This is a genomic window from Stenotrophomonas sp. GSD10, from assembly GCF_056172695.1.
In genome coordinates this window covers 235,039-250,556 of record NZ_JAOCMC010000002.1, presented here as the reverse complement: position 1 = coordinate 250,556, position 15,518 = coordinate 235,039, and the positions used below count along the sequence as shown (strand labels likewise).

At 68.1% G+C, this 15,518-nt stretch carries 15 protein-coding genes; 9 read left to right on the top strand and 6 right to left on the bottom strand.

Features of this window, described 5'->3' with window-relative positions; translation table 11 throughout:
• Window positions 1-17: 17 nt before the first annotated feature.
• Window positions 18-509 carry an RDD family protein gene (locus N4G47_RS01295; protein WP_475284749.1) on the top strand — a complete coding sequence of 164 codons (492 nt, stop codon included), beginning with the start codon at window positions 18-20 and terminating at the stop codon, window positions 507-509.
• Window positions 510-632: 123 nt separating this feature from the next.
• Here N4G47_RS01295 and lptG read toward each other — a convergent pair whose 3' ends face one another.
• Window positions 633-1,739: an LPS export ABC transporter permease LptG gene (gene lptG / locus N4G47_RS01290; protein WP_475284747.1), complete on the bottom strand. Its 1,107-nt coding sequence runs from the start codon at window positions 1,737-1,739 to the stop codon at window positions 633-635.
• A complete protein-coding gene (gene lptF / locus N4G47_RS01285; protein ID WP_475284745.1) occupies window positions 1,736-2,818 on the bottom strand; it encodes an LPS export ABC transporter permease LptF in 1,083 nt (360 codons plus the stop codon). Before lptF ends, lptG begins: the two co-directional genes overlap by 4 nt.
• A gap of 104 nt (window positions 2,819-2,922) precedes the next feature.
• Here lptF and N4G47_RS01280 point away from each other — a divergent pair, with 104 nt between their 5' ends.
• From N4G47_RS01280 to N4G47_RS01260, 5 genes are all read left to right on the top strand, one after another.
• Complete coding sequence (locus N4G47_RS01280; RefSeq protein ID WP_475284743.1) at window positions 2,923-4,401, top strand: leucyl aminopeptidase; 1,479 nt, start codon at window positions 2,923-2,925, stop codon at window positions 4,399-4,401.
• Window positions 4,402-4,483: 82 nt separating this feature from the next.
• A complete protein-coding gene (locus tag N4G47_RS01275; protein WP_014645876.1) occupies window positions 4,484-4,909 on the top strand; it encodes a DNA polymerase III subunit chi in 426 nt (141 codons plus the stop codon).
• Between the two features lie 19 nt (window positions 4,910-4,928).
• Complete coding sequence (locus N4G47_RS01270) at window positions 4,929-5,120, top strand: YqaE/Pmp3 family membrane protein (protein ID WP_014035920.1); 192 nt, start codon at window positions 4,929-4,931, stop codon at window positions 5,118-5,120.
• A 33-nt stretch (window positions 5,121-5,153) separates the two neighbouring features.
• A complete protein-coding gene (locus N4G47_RS01265; RefSeq protein WP_475284742.1) occupies window positions 5,154-7,982 on the top strand; it encodes a valine--tRNA ligase in 2,829 nt (942 codons plus the stop codon).
• Between the two features lie 144 nt (window positions 7,983-8,126).
• Window positions 8,127-8,948, top strand: a complete 822-nt coding sequence (locus N4G47_RS01260) for an EamA family transporter (RefSeq protein WP_475284740.1) — start codon at window positions 8,127-8,129, stop codon at window positions 8,946-8,948.
• Window positions 8,949-8,984: 36 nt separating this feature from the next.
• On the opposite strand, the gene rimI is transcribed toward N4G47_RS01260, so the two are convergent.
• Genes rimI through pssA form a run of 3 tightly spaced genes read right to left on the bottom strand, consistent with a single transcriptional unit; the run spans window position 8,985 to window position 10,758 of the window.
• Window positions 8,985-9,482 carry a ribosomal protein S18-alanine N-acetyltransferase gene (gene rimI / locus N4G47_RS01255; protein WP_475284739.1) on the bottom strand — a complete coding sequence of 166 codons (498 nt, stop codon included), beginning with the start codon at window positions 9,480-9,482 and terminating at the stop codon, window positions 8,985-8,987.
• Window positions 9,479-9,985: a hypothetical protein gene (locus N4G47_RS01250; protein ID WP_475284738.1), complete on the bottom strand. Its 507-nt coding sequence runs from the start codon at window positions 9,983-9,985 to the stop codon at window positions 9,479-9,481. Before N4G47_RS01250 ends, rimI begins: the two co-directional genes overlap by 4 nt.
• Entirely contained in the window at window positions 9,982-10,758 is a 777-nt protein-coding gene (pssA, locus tag N4G47_RS01245) for a CDP-diacylglycerol--serine O-phosphatidyltransferase (protein WP_475284737.1), read from the bottom strand. Before pssA ends, N4G47_RS01250 begins: the two co-directional genes overlap by 4 nt.
• An 80-nt stretch (window positions 10,759-10,838) precedes the next feature.
• Between pssA and N4G47_RS01240 the strand changes: the two genes are divergently transcribed.
• The 3 genes from N4G47_RS01240 (at window position 10,839) to N4G47_RS01230 (ending at window position 14,135) form a co-directional block, all read left to right on the top strand.
• Window positions 10,839-11,213 carry a DUF4124 domain-containing protein gene (locus N4G47_RS01240; protein WP_475284735.1) on the top strand — a complete coding sequence of 125 codons (375 nt, stop codon included), beginning with the start codon at window positions 10,839-10,841 and terminating at the stop codon, window positions 11,211-11,213.
• Between the two features lie 610 nt (window positions 11,214-11,823).
• Window positions 11,824-13,527 carry a proline--tRNA ligase gene (locus N4G47_RS01235; protein WP_475284733.1) on the top strand — a complete coding sequence of 568 codons (1,704 nt, stop codon included), beginning with the start codon at window positions 11,824-11,826 and terminating at the stop codon, window positions 13,525-13,527.
• A 224-nt stretch (window positions 13,528-13,751) separates the two neighbouring features.
• A complete protein-coding gene (locus N4G47_RS01230; RefSeq protein ID WP_049398421.1) occupies window positions 13,752-14,135 on the top strand; it encodes an H-NS histone family protein in 384 nt (127 codons plus the stop codon).
• 79 nt (window positions 14,136-14,214) lie between these two features.
• On the opposite strand, the gene N4G47_RS01225 is transcribed toward N4G47_RS01230, so the two are convergent.
• On the bottom strand, window positions 14,215-15,474 hold the full coding sequence (locus N4G47_RS01225; protein ID WP_475284731.1) for a threonine/serine exporter family protein: 1,260 nt from the start codon (window positions 15,472-15,474) through the stop codon (window positions 14,215-14,217).
• Window positions 15,475-15,518 lie beyond the last annotated feature (44 nt).

Below are 15,518 nucleotides of genomic sequence, written 5' to 3'. Positions count from 1 at the left end.
TTGCGTATGCTCGGCGCATGTCCCGCCCTGCCCCCGAGGCCGCCGCTGCGGCCACCACCGAGATGCCCCGCCCGCGTGCGTTGCTGCTGTGGCGCATGCTGGCGATGGTCTACGACGCGTTGCCGGTGCTGGCCCTGTGGATGCTGGCCGGCACCCTGTTCACCCTGGCCTACACCTTCAGCGGCCATGCCCAGCGCGAGAACATCGCCCCGTTCAGCGCCTGGCAGTGGCTGCTGTGGGCAGTGTGCTGGGCGGTGACCGGGTGGTACGCCACGGCCAGCTGGCGCCGTGGCGGGCAGACGCTGGGCATGCGTCCCTGGCGCCTGAAGCTGGAATCAAGCGATGGCACGCCCTTGCAGCGCGCGCAGCTGTGGCTGCGCTTCGCGGTGGGCACGCTGTCGCTGCTGCTGGGCGGGCTGGGGTTCTGGTGGGCGTGGCTCGATCGCCAGCACCTGACCTGGCACGACCGCGCCAGCGGTACCCGCCTGGTGCGCATGCCGAAGCGCTGATGCAGGACCTGTAGAGCCGAGCCGATGCTCGGCTGACCTGCTTTGTAGAGTCGAGCCATGCTCGACTGCGATTCGCTCACATCGCATCAGCCGAGCATGGGCTCGGCTCTACAACAGACAGGATCAGCCCGATTTGCGCCGGAACAGCAGTCCGGACACGGCCAGCATCACGATCGGCGGCAGCGCATAGGCAATGCGGTAATCGAATTTCAACGCGCCGGCCATGCGGCCGAAGAACAGCTGCAGCAGCCAGAAGCCCAGCGCGAACAGGATGCCCAGGAACAGGCGCTTGCCCATGCCGCCACTGCGCAGGGAACCGAACGCGAACGGCACGGCGGCCAGGCACAGCGCCAGCACGTTCACCGGGTAGAACCAGCGGCTCCAGTACACATCCTCGAAATCGCGCGCGTCCAGCCCGTTGCGCTGCCGGTAGGCGATGCTGGTGCTGAGCTCGGACACGCTGAGGTTGCGCGGCTTGGCGATGCCGGTCGCCAGCGCGGCCGGGTCCAACTTCGAGTTCCACGGTTCACGTGCCACTTCCTGGCGGGTGGCCGAGCGTTCGCCGAACGTATCGCGGCGCACCCCGGTCAGCACCCAGCCATCCCTGTCGTGCTCGACCGTGGCGGCGTGGGTCAACGAGGCGATCTGGCCGTCCTCGGCGACGCGGTACAGGCGCACGTCGCGCAGGATCAAGCGGGTTCCCTTGTCACCGACCAGCTGCTCCTCGCCGCTCTGCGCATTGAGGAAGGTATCGCCCTCGCGTGCCCACAGCCCGGAATAGCGGGTGGTCGAGATATCCAGCCCCCACTTGGCGCTGGTCTTCAGCGCATCGGCGCGGTCCTGGCCCCACGGCCCCAGCGTCTCGGCGCTGAGCACCATCACGCCGGTCAACAGCGACAGGGCGATCGCCACCGAGACGCTCAGGCGCTTGCGCGACAGGCCCAGCGCGCGCAGCGCGGTCAGCTCCGAGGTCGCCGCCAGCTGCCCCAGGCCCATCAGTGAGCCGATCACCGCGGCGGTCGGGAAGAAGGTGTAGGCACGGCGCGGCACGGTGTACAGCACCCAGGCCGCAGCGTGGCCCAGCGTGTAGCCGTTCTTGCCGATGTCCTTGAATTCGCCGGAGAAGGCCATCACCACGTCCAGGCCCACCAGCACCGCCCAGGTCAGCAGCACGGTGGTGAACACCGAGCGCCCCAGGTACAGGTCGAAACGCATCGGGCGCAGCCTCATGCGCGGGCTCCCTTCGGGCGGCCCAGGCGGCCATCACGTGCATACATCCAGATTGCCAGCGCCAGCAGCGGCAAAGTCAGCCACCACAGGCCGAGTGCGGCCGGGATCTTGCCGTTGGCGATCCAGCCGCTGCCGATGAACATCAGGTTGGTGCCCACCATGTAGGCCATCAGGGCCAGCATCATGCGTCCATAGCGCTGCTGGCGCGGCGAGCTGCGGCCCAGCGGCACGGTCAACAAGGCAAACGCCAGCGCGATCAGCGGCGGCGCCAGGCGGCGGTGCAGCTGTGCCTGCGCCTGCGGCCGCGCATCTCCGATCAACTGCAGGGTCGGCATCAGTTCGGGATCATCCTCGGTGCGGGCCTGTGCGCCATCGGGCAGGGCCACGTCGTTGCGGGCGAAGGTCGCCAGCCGGTAATCCAGCCCACCGGCCACCGGCCCTTCCACCTGGTGGCCGTCATCCAGCTCCAGGAAGCGCTGGCGGGTGCCCTCGAAGTACATGCGGCCGCCGTTGGCCGACACCACTTCCAGGCGGTCATCCTTCTGCCGCTGCAGGAACACCTTGCCCAGCTGGGTGCCATCGGGCGAGATCGAGGACAGGTAGACCACCCCGCCATTGGGCAGCGGGGTGAAGCGACCCGGCTCCAGCCCGGCCATCAGCACGCTGCGGTTGGCCTCGATGATCATCTGCTCGGCCACCCGCCCGGCCCAGGGCCCCAGCCACAGCGAACAGGCGCCGACCAGCAGCACCACTGGCACCACCAGCATCAGCAGCGGCCGCAGCAGGCGCTTGGGGCCCACGCCAATGGCGGTGATGACCGCCATTTCCGAGTCGCGGTACAGCCGGGCGATCGCCAGCAGCAGGCCCAGCATCAGCGCCAGCGGCAGGATCAGCGGCAGGTAGGCGATGAACTGCAGGCCCAGCTGCGAGAACAGCAGCTTGGCCGGCAGGCGCCCGTCGGCGATGTTGCCGAGGATGTCCACCAGCACGCCGCCCACGCTGACCACCAGCAGGACGATCAGGGTAGCCAGGAAACTCTGGACGAAATCGCCCAGCAGGTATCGGTCGAGCTTCAGCATGGGGCGGTGGTTTAAACTCTGGGGTTCGTTCGCGGTGCCGCCCAGTCTACTGTCTGGGCGTAAACGGCCTGCGATTGTACGGACTCGCCAATGGAATCTGCTCAATGGCCCTCGAATTCACCCTGAACCACCTCGCTCCGGCCGCCGCCAGCGTTGACTGCCTGGTGGTCGGCGCGTACGCCGACCATACCCTGACCCCGGCCGCGCAGGCCCTGGACGCCGCCAGCGGTGGCCGCCTGGCCGCCCTGGCCCAGCGTGGCGACCTGTCCGGCAAGACCGGCGCCACCACTCTGCTGCACGACCTGCCGGGCGTGAGCGCCGCGCGCGTGCTGGTGGTCGGCCTGGGCGACGCCGCCCGCTTCGGCGTGCCGCAGTACCTGAAGGCCGTGGGCGACGCCGTGCGCGCGCTGAAGGCCGGCGCCACCCGCAGCGCGCTGTTCACCCTGTCCGAGGTGGCGATCAAGGACCGCGACGCGGCCTGGGCCATCCGCCAGGCGGTGATCGCCGCCGATCACGCCGCCTACCGCTACACCGCCACCCTGGGCAAGAAGAAGGCCGACGACGCCGGCCTGACCCAGCTGGCCATCGCCGGTGACGACGCGCAGGCGCTGGCCCAGGGCCAGGCCATCGCCGCCGGTGTCGAGTTCGCCCGCGAGCTGGGCAACCTGCCGCCGAACTACTGCACCCCGGCCTACCTGGCCGAGGTGGGCGTGAAGTTCGCCGGCGAGCACGAGGGTGCCGAAGCCGAGATCCTCGACGAGCACCAGATGGAAGCGCTGGGCATGGGCTCGCTGCTGGCCGTGGCCCGTGGCTCGGCCAACCGCCCGCGCCTGGTGGTGCTGAAGTGGACCGGTGCGGGCGACGCCAAGCCCTATGTGCTGGTCGGCAAGGGCATCACCTTCGATACCGGTGGCGTCAACCTGAAGACCCAGGGCGGCATCGAAGAGATGAAGTACGACATGTGCGGTGGCGCCAACGTCATCGGCACCTTCGTCGCTGCGGTCAAGGCCAAGCTGCCGCTGAACCTCGTCGTGGTGGTCCCGGCGGTGGAAAACGCCATCGATGGCAACGCCTATCGTCCGTCCGACGTGATCACCTCGATGTCGGGCAAGACCATCGAAGTGGGCAACACCGACGCCGAAGGCCGCCTGATCCTGTGCGACGCGCTGACCTACGCGCAGCGCTTCGAGCCGCAGGCCCTGGTCGACGTGGCCACCCTGACCGGTGCCTGCATGGTCGCCCTCGGCCACCAGACCGCCGGCCTGATGAGCAAGCACGACGACCTGGCCAACGAGCTGCTGGCCGCCGGCGAGCACGTGTTCGACCGCGCCTGGCGCCTGCCGCTGTGGGACGAGTACCAGCCGATGCTGGATTCGAGCTTCGCCGACGTCTACAACATCGGCGGCCGCTGGGCTGGTGCGATCACCGCCGGCTGCTTCCTGTCGCGCTTTGCCGAAGGCCAGCGCTGGGCGCACCTGGACATTGCCGGCGTGGCCAGCGATGAAGGCAAGCGTGGCATGGCCACCGGCCGCCCGGTCGGCCTGCTGAGCCAGTGGCTGCTGGACCAGGCCGCCCGCGCCTGATGCCGTACCCGACCCTGGCCGGCAACCGCCGGCCAGGGCCTCGCCCGGCACGACCGGGCCCCTGCCTGACCCGGACCCTGCCATGCCCCGCGCCGACTTCTACCTGATCGCCAAGCCCCGCTTCCTGACCGAGCCGTTGCGCCTGGTCTGCGAGCTGGCGCGCAAGGCCAACGACGCCGGGCTGTTCACCCTGGTGCTGGCCCGCGACCAGGCCCAGGCCGAAGAGCTGGACGAGCTGCTGTGGGCGTTCGACAACGATGCCTACATCCCGCACCAGATCGCCGGCGAAGACATGGACGAGGAAGAGGCGCTGGTGCTGATCGCCGTACCCGGCACCGATGCGCCGGCACGTCCGCTGGTGATCAACCTGCGCGATGAGCCCTGGCTGGGCCAGTGCGAGCGCGTGCTGGAAGTGGTCCCGGCCGATCCGGAAGCGCGCGAACCGCTGCGCGAGCGCTGGCGCCAGTACAAGGCCGCCGGCTACGACCTGAACAAGCACGACATGTAAGCCCTGCGAGGACCCCTTGATGCGCCTGCTGATCGCCCTGATTCTTCCCTGGCTGTCCTTCTTCACCATCGGCCGACCGCTGGCCGGGATCGTCTGTCTGATCCTGCAGATCACCCTGATCGGCTGGCTGCCCGCCGCCATCTGGGCCGCCTATGCGGTCAGCCAGTACCACACCGACCAGAAGATCCGGCGCGCCCTCGGGTCGCGCTGATCTCCCTTCCGCCTTGATTACCGGTTCCCCCGCATGACCCAACTCGCCTCCAGCTACGACCCGAAGTCCTTCGAGACCGACCTCTACGAGGCCTGGGAGAAGGCCGGCCACTTCAAGCCGTCCGGCACGGGCGAGCCGTACACCATCCTGCTGCCGCCGCCGAACGTGACCGGCACCCTGCACATGGGCCACGCCTTCCAGCAGACCCTGATGGATGCGCTGGTGCGCTACCACCGCATGCGCGGCTACGACACGCTGTGGCAGGTCGGTACCGACCACGCCGGCATCGCCACCGAAATGGTGGTCAGCCGCAACCTGGCGCTGGAAGGCAAGGGCGAGACCCGTGATTCGCTGGGCCGCGAGGGCTTCATCGGCAAGGTCTGGGAGTGGAAGCAGCAGTCCGGCGACACCATCGAACGCCAGATGCGCCGCCTTGGCACCTCCGCCGACTGGTCGCGCAGCACCTTCACCATGGATCCGCAGCCGTCGGCGGCGGTCAACGAAGCCTTCGTGCGTTGGTACGAGCAGGGCCTGATCTACCGTGGCCAGCGCCTGGTCAACTGGGACCCGGTGCTGAAGACCGCCATCTCCGACCTGGAAGTGGAGAGCGCCGAGGAAGACGGCTTCCTGTGGTCGATCGCCTACACGCTCGATGACGGCCTGAGCTACGAGCACGTCGAGCGCGATGCCGACGGCGTGGAAACCCTGCGCGAAACCCGCGACTACCTGGTCGTTGCCACCACCCGCCCGGAAACCCTGCTGGGTGATACCGCGGTGATGGTGCATCCCGAAGACGAGCGCTATGCGCACCTGATCGGCAAGCAGGTGGTGCTGCCGTTGACCGGCCGCCGCGTGCCGGTGATCGCCGACGACTACGTGGACCGTGCGTTCGGCACCGGCGTGGTCAAGGTCACCCCGGCGCACGATTTCAACGACTACGAAGTCGGCGTGCGCCACAGCCTGCCGATGATCAACCTGTTCACCCCGGTGGCCGCGCTGAACGAAAACGCGCCGGAGCGCTTCCAGGGCCTGGACCGCTACGCCGCGCGCAAGGCGGTGCTGGCCGAGCTGGAAGACCTGGGCATCCTGGTCGAGACCCGCGCGCACAAGCTGCAGGTGCCGCGCGGCGACCGTACCGGCCAGGTGATCGAGCCGTACCTGACCGACCAGTGGTTCGTGAAGATGGACGACCTGGCCAAGCGTGGCCTGGAACTGGTCGAAGACGGAACCATCGCCTTCGTGCCGCCGAACTGGATCAACACCTACCGCCACTGGATGAACAACATCCAGGACTGGTGCATCAGCCGCCAGCTGTGGTGGGGCCATCGCATTCCGGCGTGGTTCGACGCCGCCACCGGCAGCTGCTACGTCGGTCGCAGCGAAGACGAAGTGCGCGCCAAGCACAACCTCGGCAGCGACGTGGTGCTGAACCAGGAAAGCGACGTGCTGGAGACCTGGTTCTCCTCGCAGCTGTGGCCGTTCTCCACCCTGGGCTGGCCGAATGAGCAGGCCATGGCCGAGCGTGGCTTCGACCGCTACCTGCCGTCGTCGGTGCTGATCACCGGCTTCGACATCATCTTCTTCTGGGTGGCGCGCATGATCATGGCCACCGACAACCTGGTCGGGAAGATCCCGTTCAAGGACGTCTACTTCACCGGCCTGATCCGCGACGGCCAGGGCCAGAAGATGTCCAAGAGCAAGGGCAACGTGCTCGACCCGCTGGACATCATCGATGGCATCAGCATCGACGATCTGGTCGCCAAGCGCACCGGCGGCCTGATGCAGCCGAAGATGGTGGAGAAGATCGAGAAGGCCACCCGCAAGGAGTTCCCGGACGGCATTGCTGCCCACGGTGCCGATGCGCTGCGCTTCACCATCGCCGCGCTGGCCACCCACGGCCGCGACATCAAGTTCGACATGAACCGCGCGGAAGGCTACAAGAACTTCTGCAACAAGCTGTGGAACGCCAGCCGCTTCGCCCTGATGAACACCGAGGGCGCCGCGTTCACCGGCGTGCCCACGCCGCGCACCGACGCCGAGCGCTGGATCCTGTCGCGCCTGGCGGCGGTGTCGGCCGAAGCACAGGGCCACTACGCCAACTACCGCTTCGACCTGCTGGCGCAGTGCCTGTACGAGTTCGCCTGGAACGAGTTCTGCGACTGGTTCCTGGAACTGAGCAAGCCGGCATTGAACGGTGCCGACGCCGCCGACGCCGAGAGCACCCGCCACACCCTGCTGTACGTGCTTGAAGCACTGCTGCGCCTGCTGCATCCGCTGACCCCGTTCATCACCGAACAGCTGTGGCAGCAGCTGGCGCCGCGTCTGGGCCTGGCCGAAACCACGCTGTCGCTGCGCCCATACCCGACCGCCGCCGAGTTCGAAGGCGATTTCGCCCAGGCCGAGGCCGACGTGGAGTGGCTGAAGGCGGTGATCAGCGCGGTGCGGCGCGTGCGCAGCGAGCTGAATGTCGCCCCGTCCAAGCTGGTGCCGCTGCGCCTGCAGGCCGGGCTGGCACAGGACCGCGTGCGCATCGAACGCTTCCGTGCCTCGCTGTCGTTCCTGCTGAAGCTGGACAGCATCCAGTGGCTGGCCGAGGGTGAAAGCGCACCGCCGGCCGCTGCGGCCATCGTCGGTGAGCTGAAGCTGCTGGTGCCGCTGGAAGGCCTGGTCGATCTCGATGCCGAGCGCGTGCGCCTGGACAAGGAAATCGCCCGCGTCGAAGCAGAAAAGGAGAAGAGCGAGACCAAGCTGGCCAGGTTCACCGACAAGGTGCCGCCGGCCGTGGTCGAGCAGGAGCGTGTGCGCCTGGCCGACTGGAACACCCAGCTGGCCGGCCTGCGCGAGCAGCGCGCGAAGCTGTAACGCCACGCGGGCATACGCACGCCGGGCATGACCCGGCGCTACCCGTTCTGCAGTGGTAGCTGCCAACCTTGGTTGGCACATCGTTTCAAGAAACGCCGGGCGATGCCCGGCGTTTCCATTTCGCCCGCATGGCATCATCGCCCGATGCCTCTTTCGATCTTCCTGCTGGTTCTCGCCGCGGCGGCACTGCATGCCAGCTGGAATGCGATCGTCAAGCGCGGGCCGGACAAGTTCCTCGGCACCGTGCTGGTTACCGGCAGCGCCGCGCTGCTGTCGGCCGCCGCCCTGCCCTTCCTGCCTTTTCCCGCCGCGCACAGCTGGCCCTGGCTGGGCGCATCGGTGCTGCTGCAGGTGACCTACTACGGCCTGGTCGCACGTTGCTATCAGCAGGTCGATATGAGCCTGGCCTATCCGCTGATGCGTGGCAGTGCGCCGATCCTGGTCGCGCTGGCGGGCACCCTGCTCGGCGAACGGCTGCCACCGGCGGCCTGGCTGGGCGTGCTGCTGGTCGGTACCGGCATCCTGTGCATGGCACTGGGTGCACGCGGCGGCCAACTGCGCCTGCCGCTGCTGACCGCCGCGATGATCGCCACCTACACCCTGGTCGATGCGCAGGGCGCACGCCAGTCTGGCAACGCGCTCAGCTACACGCTGTGGCTGTTCCTGCTGTCGGGCATTCCGCTGCCGCTGTGGGCGTTGTACACGCGCGGCGGCGCGGTGCTGGACTATGCGCGGCAGCATTGGCCGCTGGGACTGGCCGGTGGCGTCGGCACCACGGCCTCCTATGCGATGGCCTTGTGGGCCATGACCCAGGCACCGGTGGCCATGGTCTCGGCGCTGCGCGAATCCTCGATCCTGTTCGCGCTGCTGATCTCGGTGTTCCTGCTGCGCGAACGCATACCGCGCGCGCGCTGGCTGGCAGCGTCGCTCATCGTCGGTGGGGTGCTGGCCTTGCGGTTGGCGTAGAGGTAGTGCCGGCCGCTGGCCGGCAACCCTTCCCCGTTACAGCGGCGGCATCGCCTGCAGGTCGCCGTCGACCAGTTCGATGGCCATCACCACCGCATCCTCCCGCCCCTGTGCGGCCGGGTAATAGCGCGGCCGGCGGCCGATCTCGTTGAAGCCTTCGCTGTGGTACAGCGCCAATGCCGGCGTGTTCGACGGGCGCACCTCAAGGAACACCCGCTGCGCGCCCCGATCACGGGCCAGCTGGACCAGCGCGCGCAGCAGCTGGCGGCCCAGGCCACGCGATTGCGCCAGCGGATCGATGCAGATGTTCAGCACGTGCGCCTCATCGGCGGCGAGGCTGAGCACGCCGTAGCCGATCAGCTGACCGTCGCGCTCCATCGCCAGGCCGGGGTAGCCGGCGCGCAGGCAGTCGATGAAGATGCCGCGGGTCCACGGAAACGGATAGCCACGCAGCTCGATCGCCATCACCGCATTGAGATCGCTCTCGCGCAGCGCGCGCAGGCGCACCGGCCCCGGCTGGCTGACCGCACTCATGCGGCACCCCGCTTGCGCAGGGCACGCAGCTGCGGCCACAGCGCGCGCTTGGCGGCCGGATCGTCGCGCAGCTGGTCCAGCGGCCAACTGTCCATCAGCGCCTGGGTGGCCGGGTCGTTCGGGTTGCAGCCCGACGCACGCAGCAAGGCGATCTGCAGCCGGTCCGGCAGGCGCACCACCGGTTGCCGGGCGTTGCCGCTGGGCAACGGACGTGCCGAAGCCGGTGCGGTATCCGGTGCGGTGACCGGAGGTTCGCGACGTGACGGTGCCGGGCGTTCCGGGCGCGCCACAGCTTCGGCGCCGCCATGGCGTTCGTTCGCGGCGGCGTCCACGTGAGCGGGCCCGGCCGGCGGCGCGGCACGGGCTTCGGCGTTGGCCACGCTCAGCTGCAGCGCGGCATCCAGCTCGGCAGCCAGCTGGCCGTCGTGATAGACGGTGTAGCCCATGGCCTGCAGCCAGGCCTGCTGGGCCGGCGACCACAGCACGGGCAGGTCCTGGCTCACGCGGCCTCGGACTTCTTGCGCAGGCGTTGTACGGCCCACATCACCGGGCCGGACAGGGCGTACAGGATGCCGACCGCGAACAGCACGCGCGGCAGGTCGATCACCGCGATGGCGATGGCCACCGGCACCAGCGCCAGCACCAGGAACGGCACACGGTCAGCACGGCCGTCCTTGGCGGCACCGCCCTTGAAGCTCCAGAAGCGGATACGGCTGACCATCAGCAGCGCGGCGACCAGGGTCACCGCCAGTGCGACGTAGCGCAGCTGATTGCCATCCCAGCCCAGATTGCCGTCGGCGAAGGCCCAGACAAAGGACATCATCAGGCCGGCCGCGGCCGGGCTGGCCAGGCCGACGAACCAGCGCTTGTCGACCACCGCCACCTGGGTGTTGAAGCGGGCCAGGCGCAGGGCCGCGCACGCGGCATACAGGAATGCCACCGCCCAGCCGACGCGGCCCAGCAGCGGGTCATCGAACTTCAGCCACGACAGCGACCAGTGATACATCACCAGCGCCGGCGCCATGCCAAAGCTGACCAGGTCGGCCAGTGAGTCGTACTGCACGCCGAACTCGCTGCTGGTACCGGTCAGGCGCGCCACGCGCCCGTCCAGCCCATCCATCACTGCGGCCACGAACACCGCAATGCTGGCGTTGACGAAATCGCCGTTGGCGGCAGCGATGATCGCGTAGAAGCCCGCGAACAGGCCGGCCGTGGTGAACAGGTTGGGCAGCAGGTAAATCGTGCGCGAGCGCGGCGGCGGTGTGATCGGGTCCATGGAATCCAGTTTAATCGACTTGCCAGCCGTCGGCGCCAATGCTGCAATCGGCGTTCTACGCCCATTCTGCGGAGTTTGCCATGCGTGCCCTGTCCAGCCTTGGATGCCTGCTGCTGTTGGCCAGTGCCAACGCCGTGGCCGGCCCGGTGTACAAGTGGAAGGACGCCAATGGCGTTACGCAGTACTCGGAGACCCCTCCGGCGGGCAGGAAGTATGAGACCCGCGAGCAGGCCCGCAGCCCCCAGGCTGCGGCCAGCGCCGAGGCTCCGGCTGCGACGGTGCCCGAGCCGTGCAGTACCGCCCGCGCCAACCTGGCCCTGCTGGAAGGCACCGGCCAGGTGATGCACGACACCGATGGCGACGGCAAGCCCGATACCGCGTTGACCCCGGAACAGCGCAGCGCGCAGAAGGGGTTGGCGGAAGCGGCGATCAAGGCGTACTGCCCGGCGGAGTGAGGGTATCGGCAGGGCTTGCAGCCCTGCACCTGCGGTAGTGCCGGCCGCTGGCCGGCAACCTCAGCAGCAACAGCAACGGCAACAGCCGGCTCTGGGCTTTCTGCGGGTTTGGCGGGGCGGTGTCGTATTGCGGGGACGCCGTAAACCCATCCCTGGGGGCTTGGCCGCGGCATCCATGCCGCGGACACCCCGCAATCCGACACCGCCCCGCCTTCGACAGGTTCCAGGTGACGGCGGTAGATCCACGCCATGCGTGGATGAAATCTGTCAGAGATCGAATTGAATCCGGGGTCAGATCCGTTTTCCGGCGGAAAACGGATCTGACCCCAATGGCATGCCCAACAAATCGCAGGAAACTGTCGAAGGCGGGGTGGGTCCGGTTGCGGGGGTGTCCGCGGCATGGATGCCGCGGCCAAGCCCCCACGGACGGGTTTACGGCGTCCCCCGCAACCGGACCCACCCCGCCATCCCACGGGAAGCCCGCCTTTGCCGTTGCTTCGGCTGTTGCAGTTGACGTTGCTTGAGGCGGGTGCAGGGCGCAGCCCTGCCAGTACCCCCACCCCGGCCGGGCTGGCAGAATAGGCGTCTCTGCCGTTATCCGAAGCCGACGATGCGCCTCTCCCAGTTCCACCTGCACACCACCAAGGAAACCCCCAGCGACGCCGAGCTGACCAGCCACCGGCTGATGCTGCGCGCGGGGATGATCCGCAAGCTCGCCTCCGGCCTGTACACCTGGTCGCCGCTGGGCCTGCGCGTGCTGCGCAAGGTCGAACGTATCGTGCGCGAGGAAATGGACCGTGCCGGCGCGGTGGAATTCCAGATCCCCACCATCCAGCCGAAGGAACTGTGGGAGCAGACCGGGCGCTGGCAGAAGTTCGGCCCGCAGCTGCTGAAGATCAAGGACCGCAAGGACCAGGTGTTCTGCTACAGCCCGACCGCCGAGGAAGCCGCCTGCGACTTCGCGCGCAGCGAGCTGTCCAGCTACAAGCAGCTGCCGGTGAATTTCTACCAGGTGCAGACCAAGTTCCGCGACGAGATCCGCCCGCGCTTCGGCGTGATGCGTTCGCGCGAGTTCCTGATGAAGGACGCCTATTCGTTCCACCTGCACGATGAATGCCTGGTGCGCGAATACGAAAACATGAAGTCGGCCTACAGCCGCATCTTCACCCGCCTCGGCCTGGACTTCCGCATGGTGCAGGCCGACTCCGGCGCGATCGGCGGCGATGCCTCGCAGGAATTCCACGTGATCGCCGATTCCGGCGAAGACGCGCTGGTGTTCTCCACCGGCTCGGACTACGCGGCCAACATGGAGGCGGCGATCGCGGCCGATCCGGCGCCGCGTGCGGCCGCCACCGAAGCGATGCGCAAGCTCGACACGCCCACCCAGAAGACCTGCGAGGACGTCGCCGCCCTGCTCGGCATCGACCTGCAGCGCACCGTGAAGTCGGTGGCGCTGGTCGCCGGCGAAGGCCAGGCGCAGCAGTTCGTGCTGGTGCTGGTGCGCGGCGACCATGAGGTCAACGAGATCAAGCTGGCCAAGGTGGCCGGCCTGGACGAACAGCGCTTCGCCAGCGAAGCGGAGATCGCCGAGTACCTGGGCAGCGTGCCCGGCTTCCTCGGCCCGGTCGCCCCGGCCAAGGCCATCCGCGTGGTCGCCGATCGCGAAGTGGCGGCGATGTCCGACTTCGTCGTCGGCGCCAACGAAGCCGGCTTCCACCTGGCCGGCGTCAACTGGGGCCGCGATCTGCCGGAACCGGAAGTGGCCGACATCCGCAACGTGCGTGCCGGTGACCGGGCACTGGATGGTGGCGAGCTGAAGATCGCCCGCGGCATCGAAGTCGGCCACGTGTTCCAGCTTGGCCGCAAGTACGCCGAAGCACTCGACGCCACCGTGCTGGACGAGAACGGCAAGGCCGCAGTGATGGCGATGGGGTGCTATGGCATCGGCATCTCGCGCGTGGTGGCTGCCGCAATTGAACAGAACCATGACGATGCCGGCATCATCTGGCCGGACGCGATGGCGCCGTGGCAGGTGGTGGTGTGCGTGATCAACCCGAAGGGTGACGCTGCGGTGGCCGAAGCGGCGGCCAGCCTGTTGCAGGAACTGCGCGACGCCGGCCTGGATGCGGCGCTCGATGACCGTGGCCTGCGCCCGGGCGCGATGTTCGCCGACATGGAACTGATCGGTATTCCGCACCGCGTGGTGGTCAGCGAACGTGGCCTGGCCGCGGGCACCTACGAGTACCGTTCGCGCCGTGCCAGCGAAGCCGAGAGCCTGGACAAGGCCTCCCTGCTGCAGCGCCTGCAGGGTTGATCGGCACACAGGACCGGGGCATGCCCCGGTCTTTTTTGCCGGTGATCGGCCCGCCGGAATATGGCAGCAGACATAATCCGGTCAAAATGCCCGCGTTGCAGCCGGCAGCTCGCCAAGACCTGTCCCGGCAGTATTTGTGCTTGGAATAATTCATCTCTATTCTGTCCCGCGACGCCATGGACTGGCTCGTCCCGTCCACACATTAGTTTCTGGAGTAACCGTAAATGAGCATTGACCTGACCGGCCTGTCGGCACGCGAGCTGGGCGCCCTGATCCGCACCGCGAAGAAGCAGCAGACCATCGTTGCCAAGCGCCGGCCGATCACCAAGGTTCGCGCCCAGCTGACCAAGCTGGCCAAGACCGAGGGTTACACGATCGAGGAACTGTTCGGCGACGCCCCGGCACCGCGCGCGCGCAAGGTGGCCAAGGCCGCCAAGGCGCCGTCCAAGACCGCCGGCCGCAAGCTGGGCAAGGTGGCGCCGAAGTACCGCAACCCGGCCAACCCGAAGGAAACCTGGACCGGCCGTGGCAAGCAGCCGCGCTGGATGGCCGAGCTGACCGCCAAGGGCAACAAGAAGCCGGAAGATTTCCTGATCAAGAAGGCCTGAGGCCGGATCGGGATGCAATGAAAAACGCCGGCGAAAGCCGGCGTTTTTCATTCCCGGTGTGTGGACCAACGGTCCACACCTACAGGGTTTTGCGGGCCGGCATCAGCAGGTTGCCGAACAGCAGGCCGGCCACCAGCGCCATCACCACGTTGAGCACGGTGAGGAACACGCTTTGCCCGGCGCCCACGTCCTGCTGCTGGACCAGGGTCAGCACGCCGCGCAGGCTGGTGCTGCCGGGCACCATCATGATGATGCCCGGCAGGCGGATGATCGCGCCGGGGCGCCCGACCAGGCGGCCGAACAGATTGCCGCCGGCGGTCAACAGCATCGCCGACAGGAAGATGCCGGCCGGTGCACCCCAGGCATGGCCACCGAACTTGGAGATGGCATAGCCGGCCACCGACGCGGCGATCACCCATGGATAGTCGCGACGGTTGGCCTTGAACAGCATCGCAAAGGCGAATGCCGCGGTCAGCAGCGAGCCCCACTCCACCCATGGCCCCTGCGGCCGCGCGGCGCGGATCACCGGGTCCAGGCCGAGCACATCGGCCAGGGTCACCGCGATCATCGCGCCGACGCTGAGCTTCATGATGGTGGTCAGCGCGCCGGCAAAGCGCGCCGTGCCCGATACCCAATGCTGGCTGGCCAGTTCGTTGACCGCATTGGTCAGCGACATGCCGGGCAGCAGCACCACCAGCGAAGCGATGATCACGGTGTTGAGGTTGAGCGCACCGATGAAGGAGGCCACCAGCGTGGCGACCATGCCCGCCAGCAGCGCAGCCAGCGCCTCGGCCGCCTCGCGGGTGGCCGGGCGACGGTCGGTGACCATGCCGAGCAGGCCGATCATCAGGCCGATGACACCGGCGGTGGCGATGTCCAGCCACGGCAGCTTCCACATGCCGGCCACGCCGGCCGCGCCCAGGCTGAAGGACAGGATGGTGCGCAGCTTGCCGCGCCGTCCCGGGTCCTTGTCCAGCTGGCGCAGCGCGGTGTGACCCTGGGCGATGCTCATCCGGCCGTTGGACACTTCCTCGGCAATGTGGTCGGCCACGCTGAGCTTGTGCAGGTCGTTCTCACCGGGCGCCAGGCGGATCACGCGGGTGATGTCGCTGGAACCGATCGCCTGTGCCGGGTCGCTGAAGCTGAGGATGATACCGGTGGGATTCGACCACGGTTCACAATCCAGATCGAGCTGGCGTGCCAGTGCCACCACCGCCGCTTCCAGGCGCTGGGCCGTGGTGCCATAGCTGTGCAGGCGTCCGGCGATCTCGGAAACGAAGGCCACGCGCTGTGCGTAGGTGGCCTGGGGCGTGGGGATCGTGTGAGCGTCTGCGGACATGCGCCGTAGTATTACCTACGCCGGGCCCTGCCGGATAAATTCAG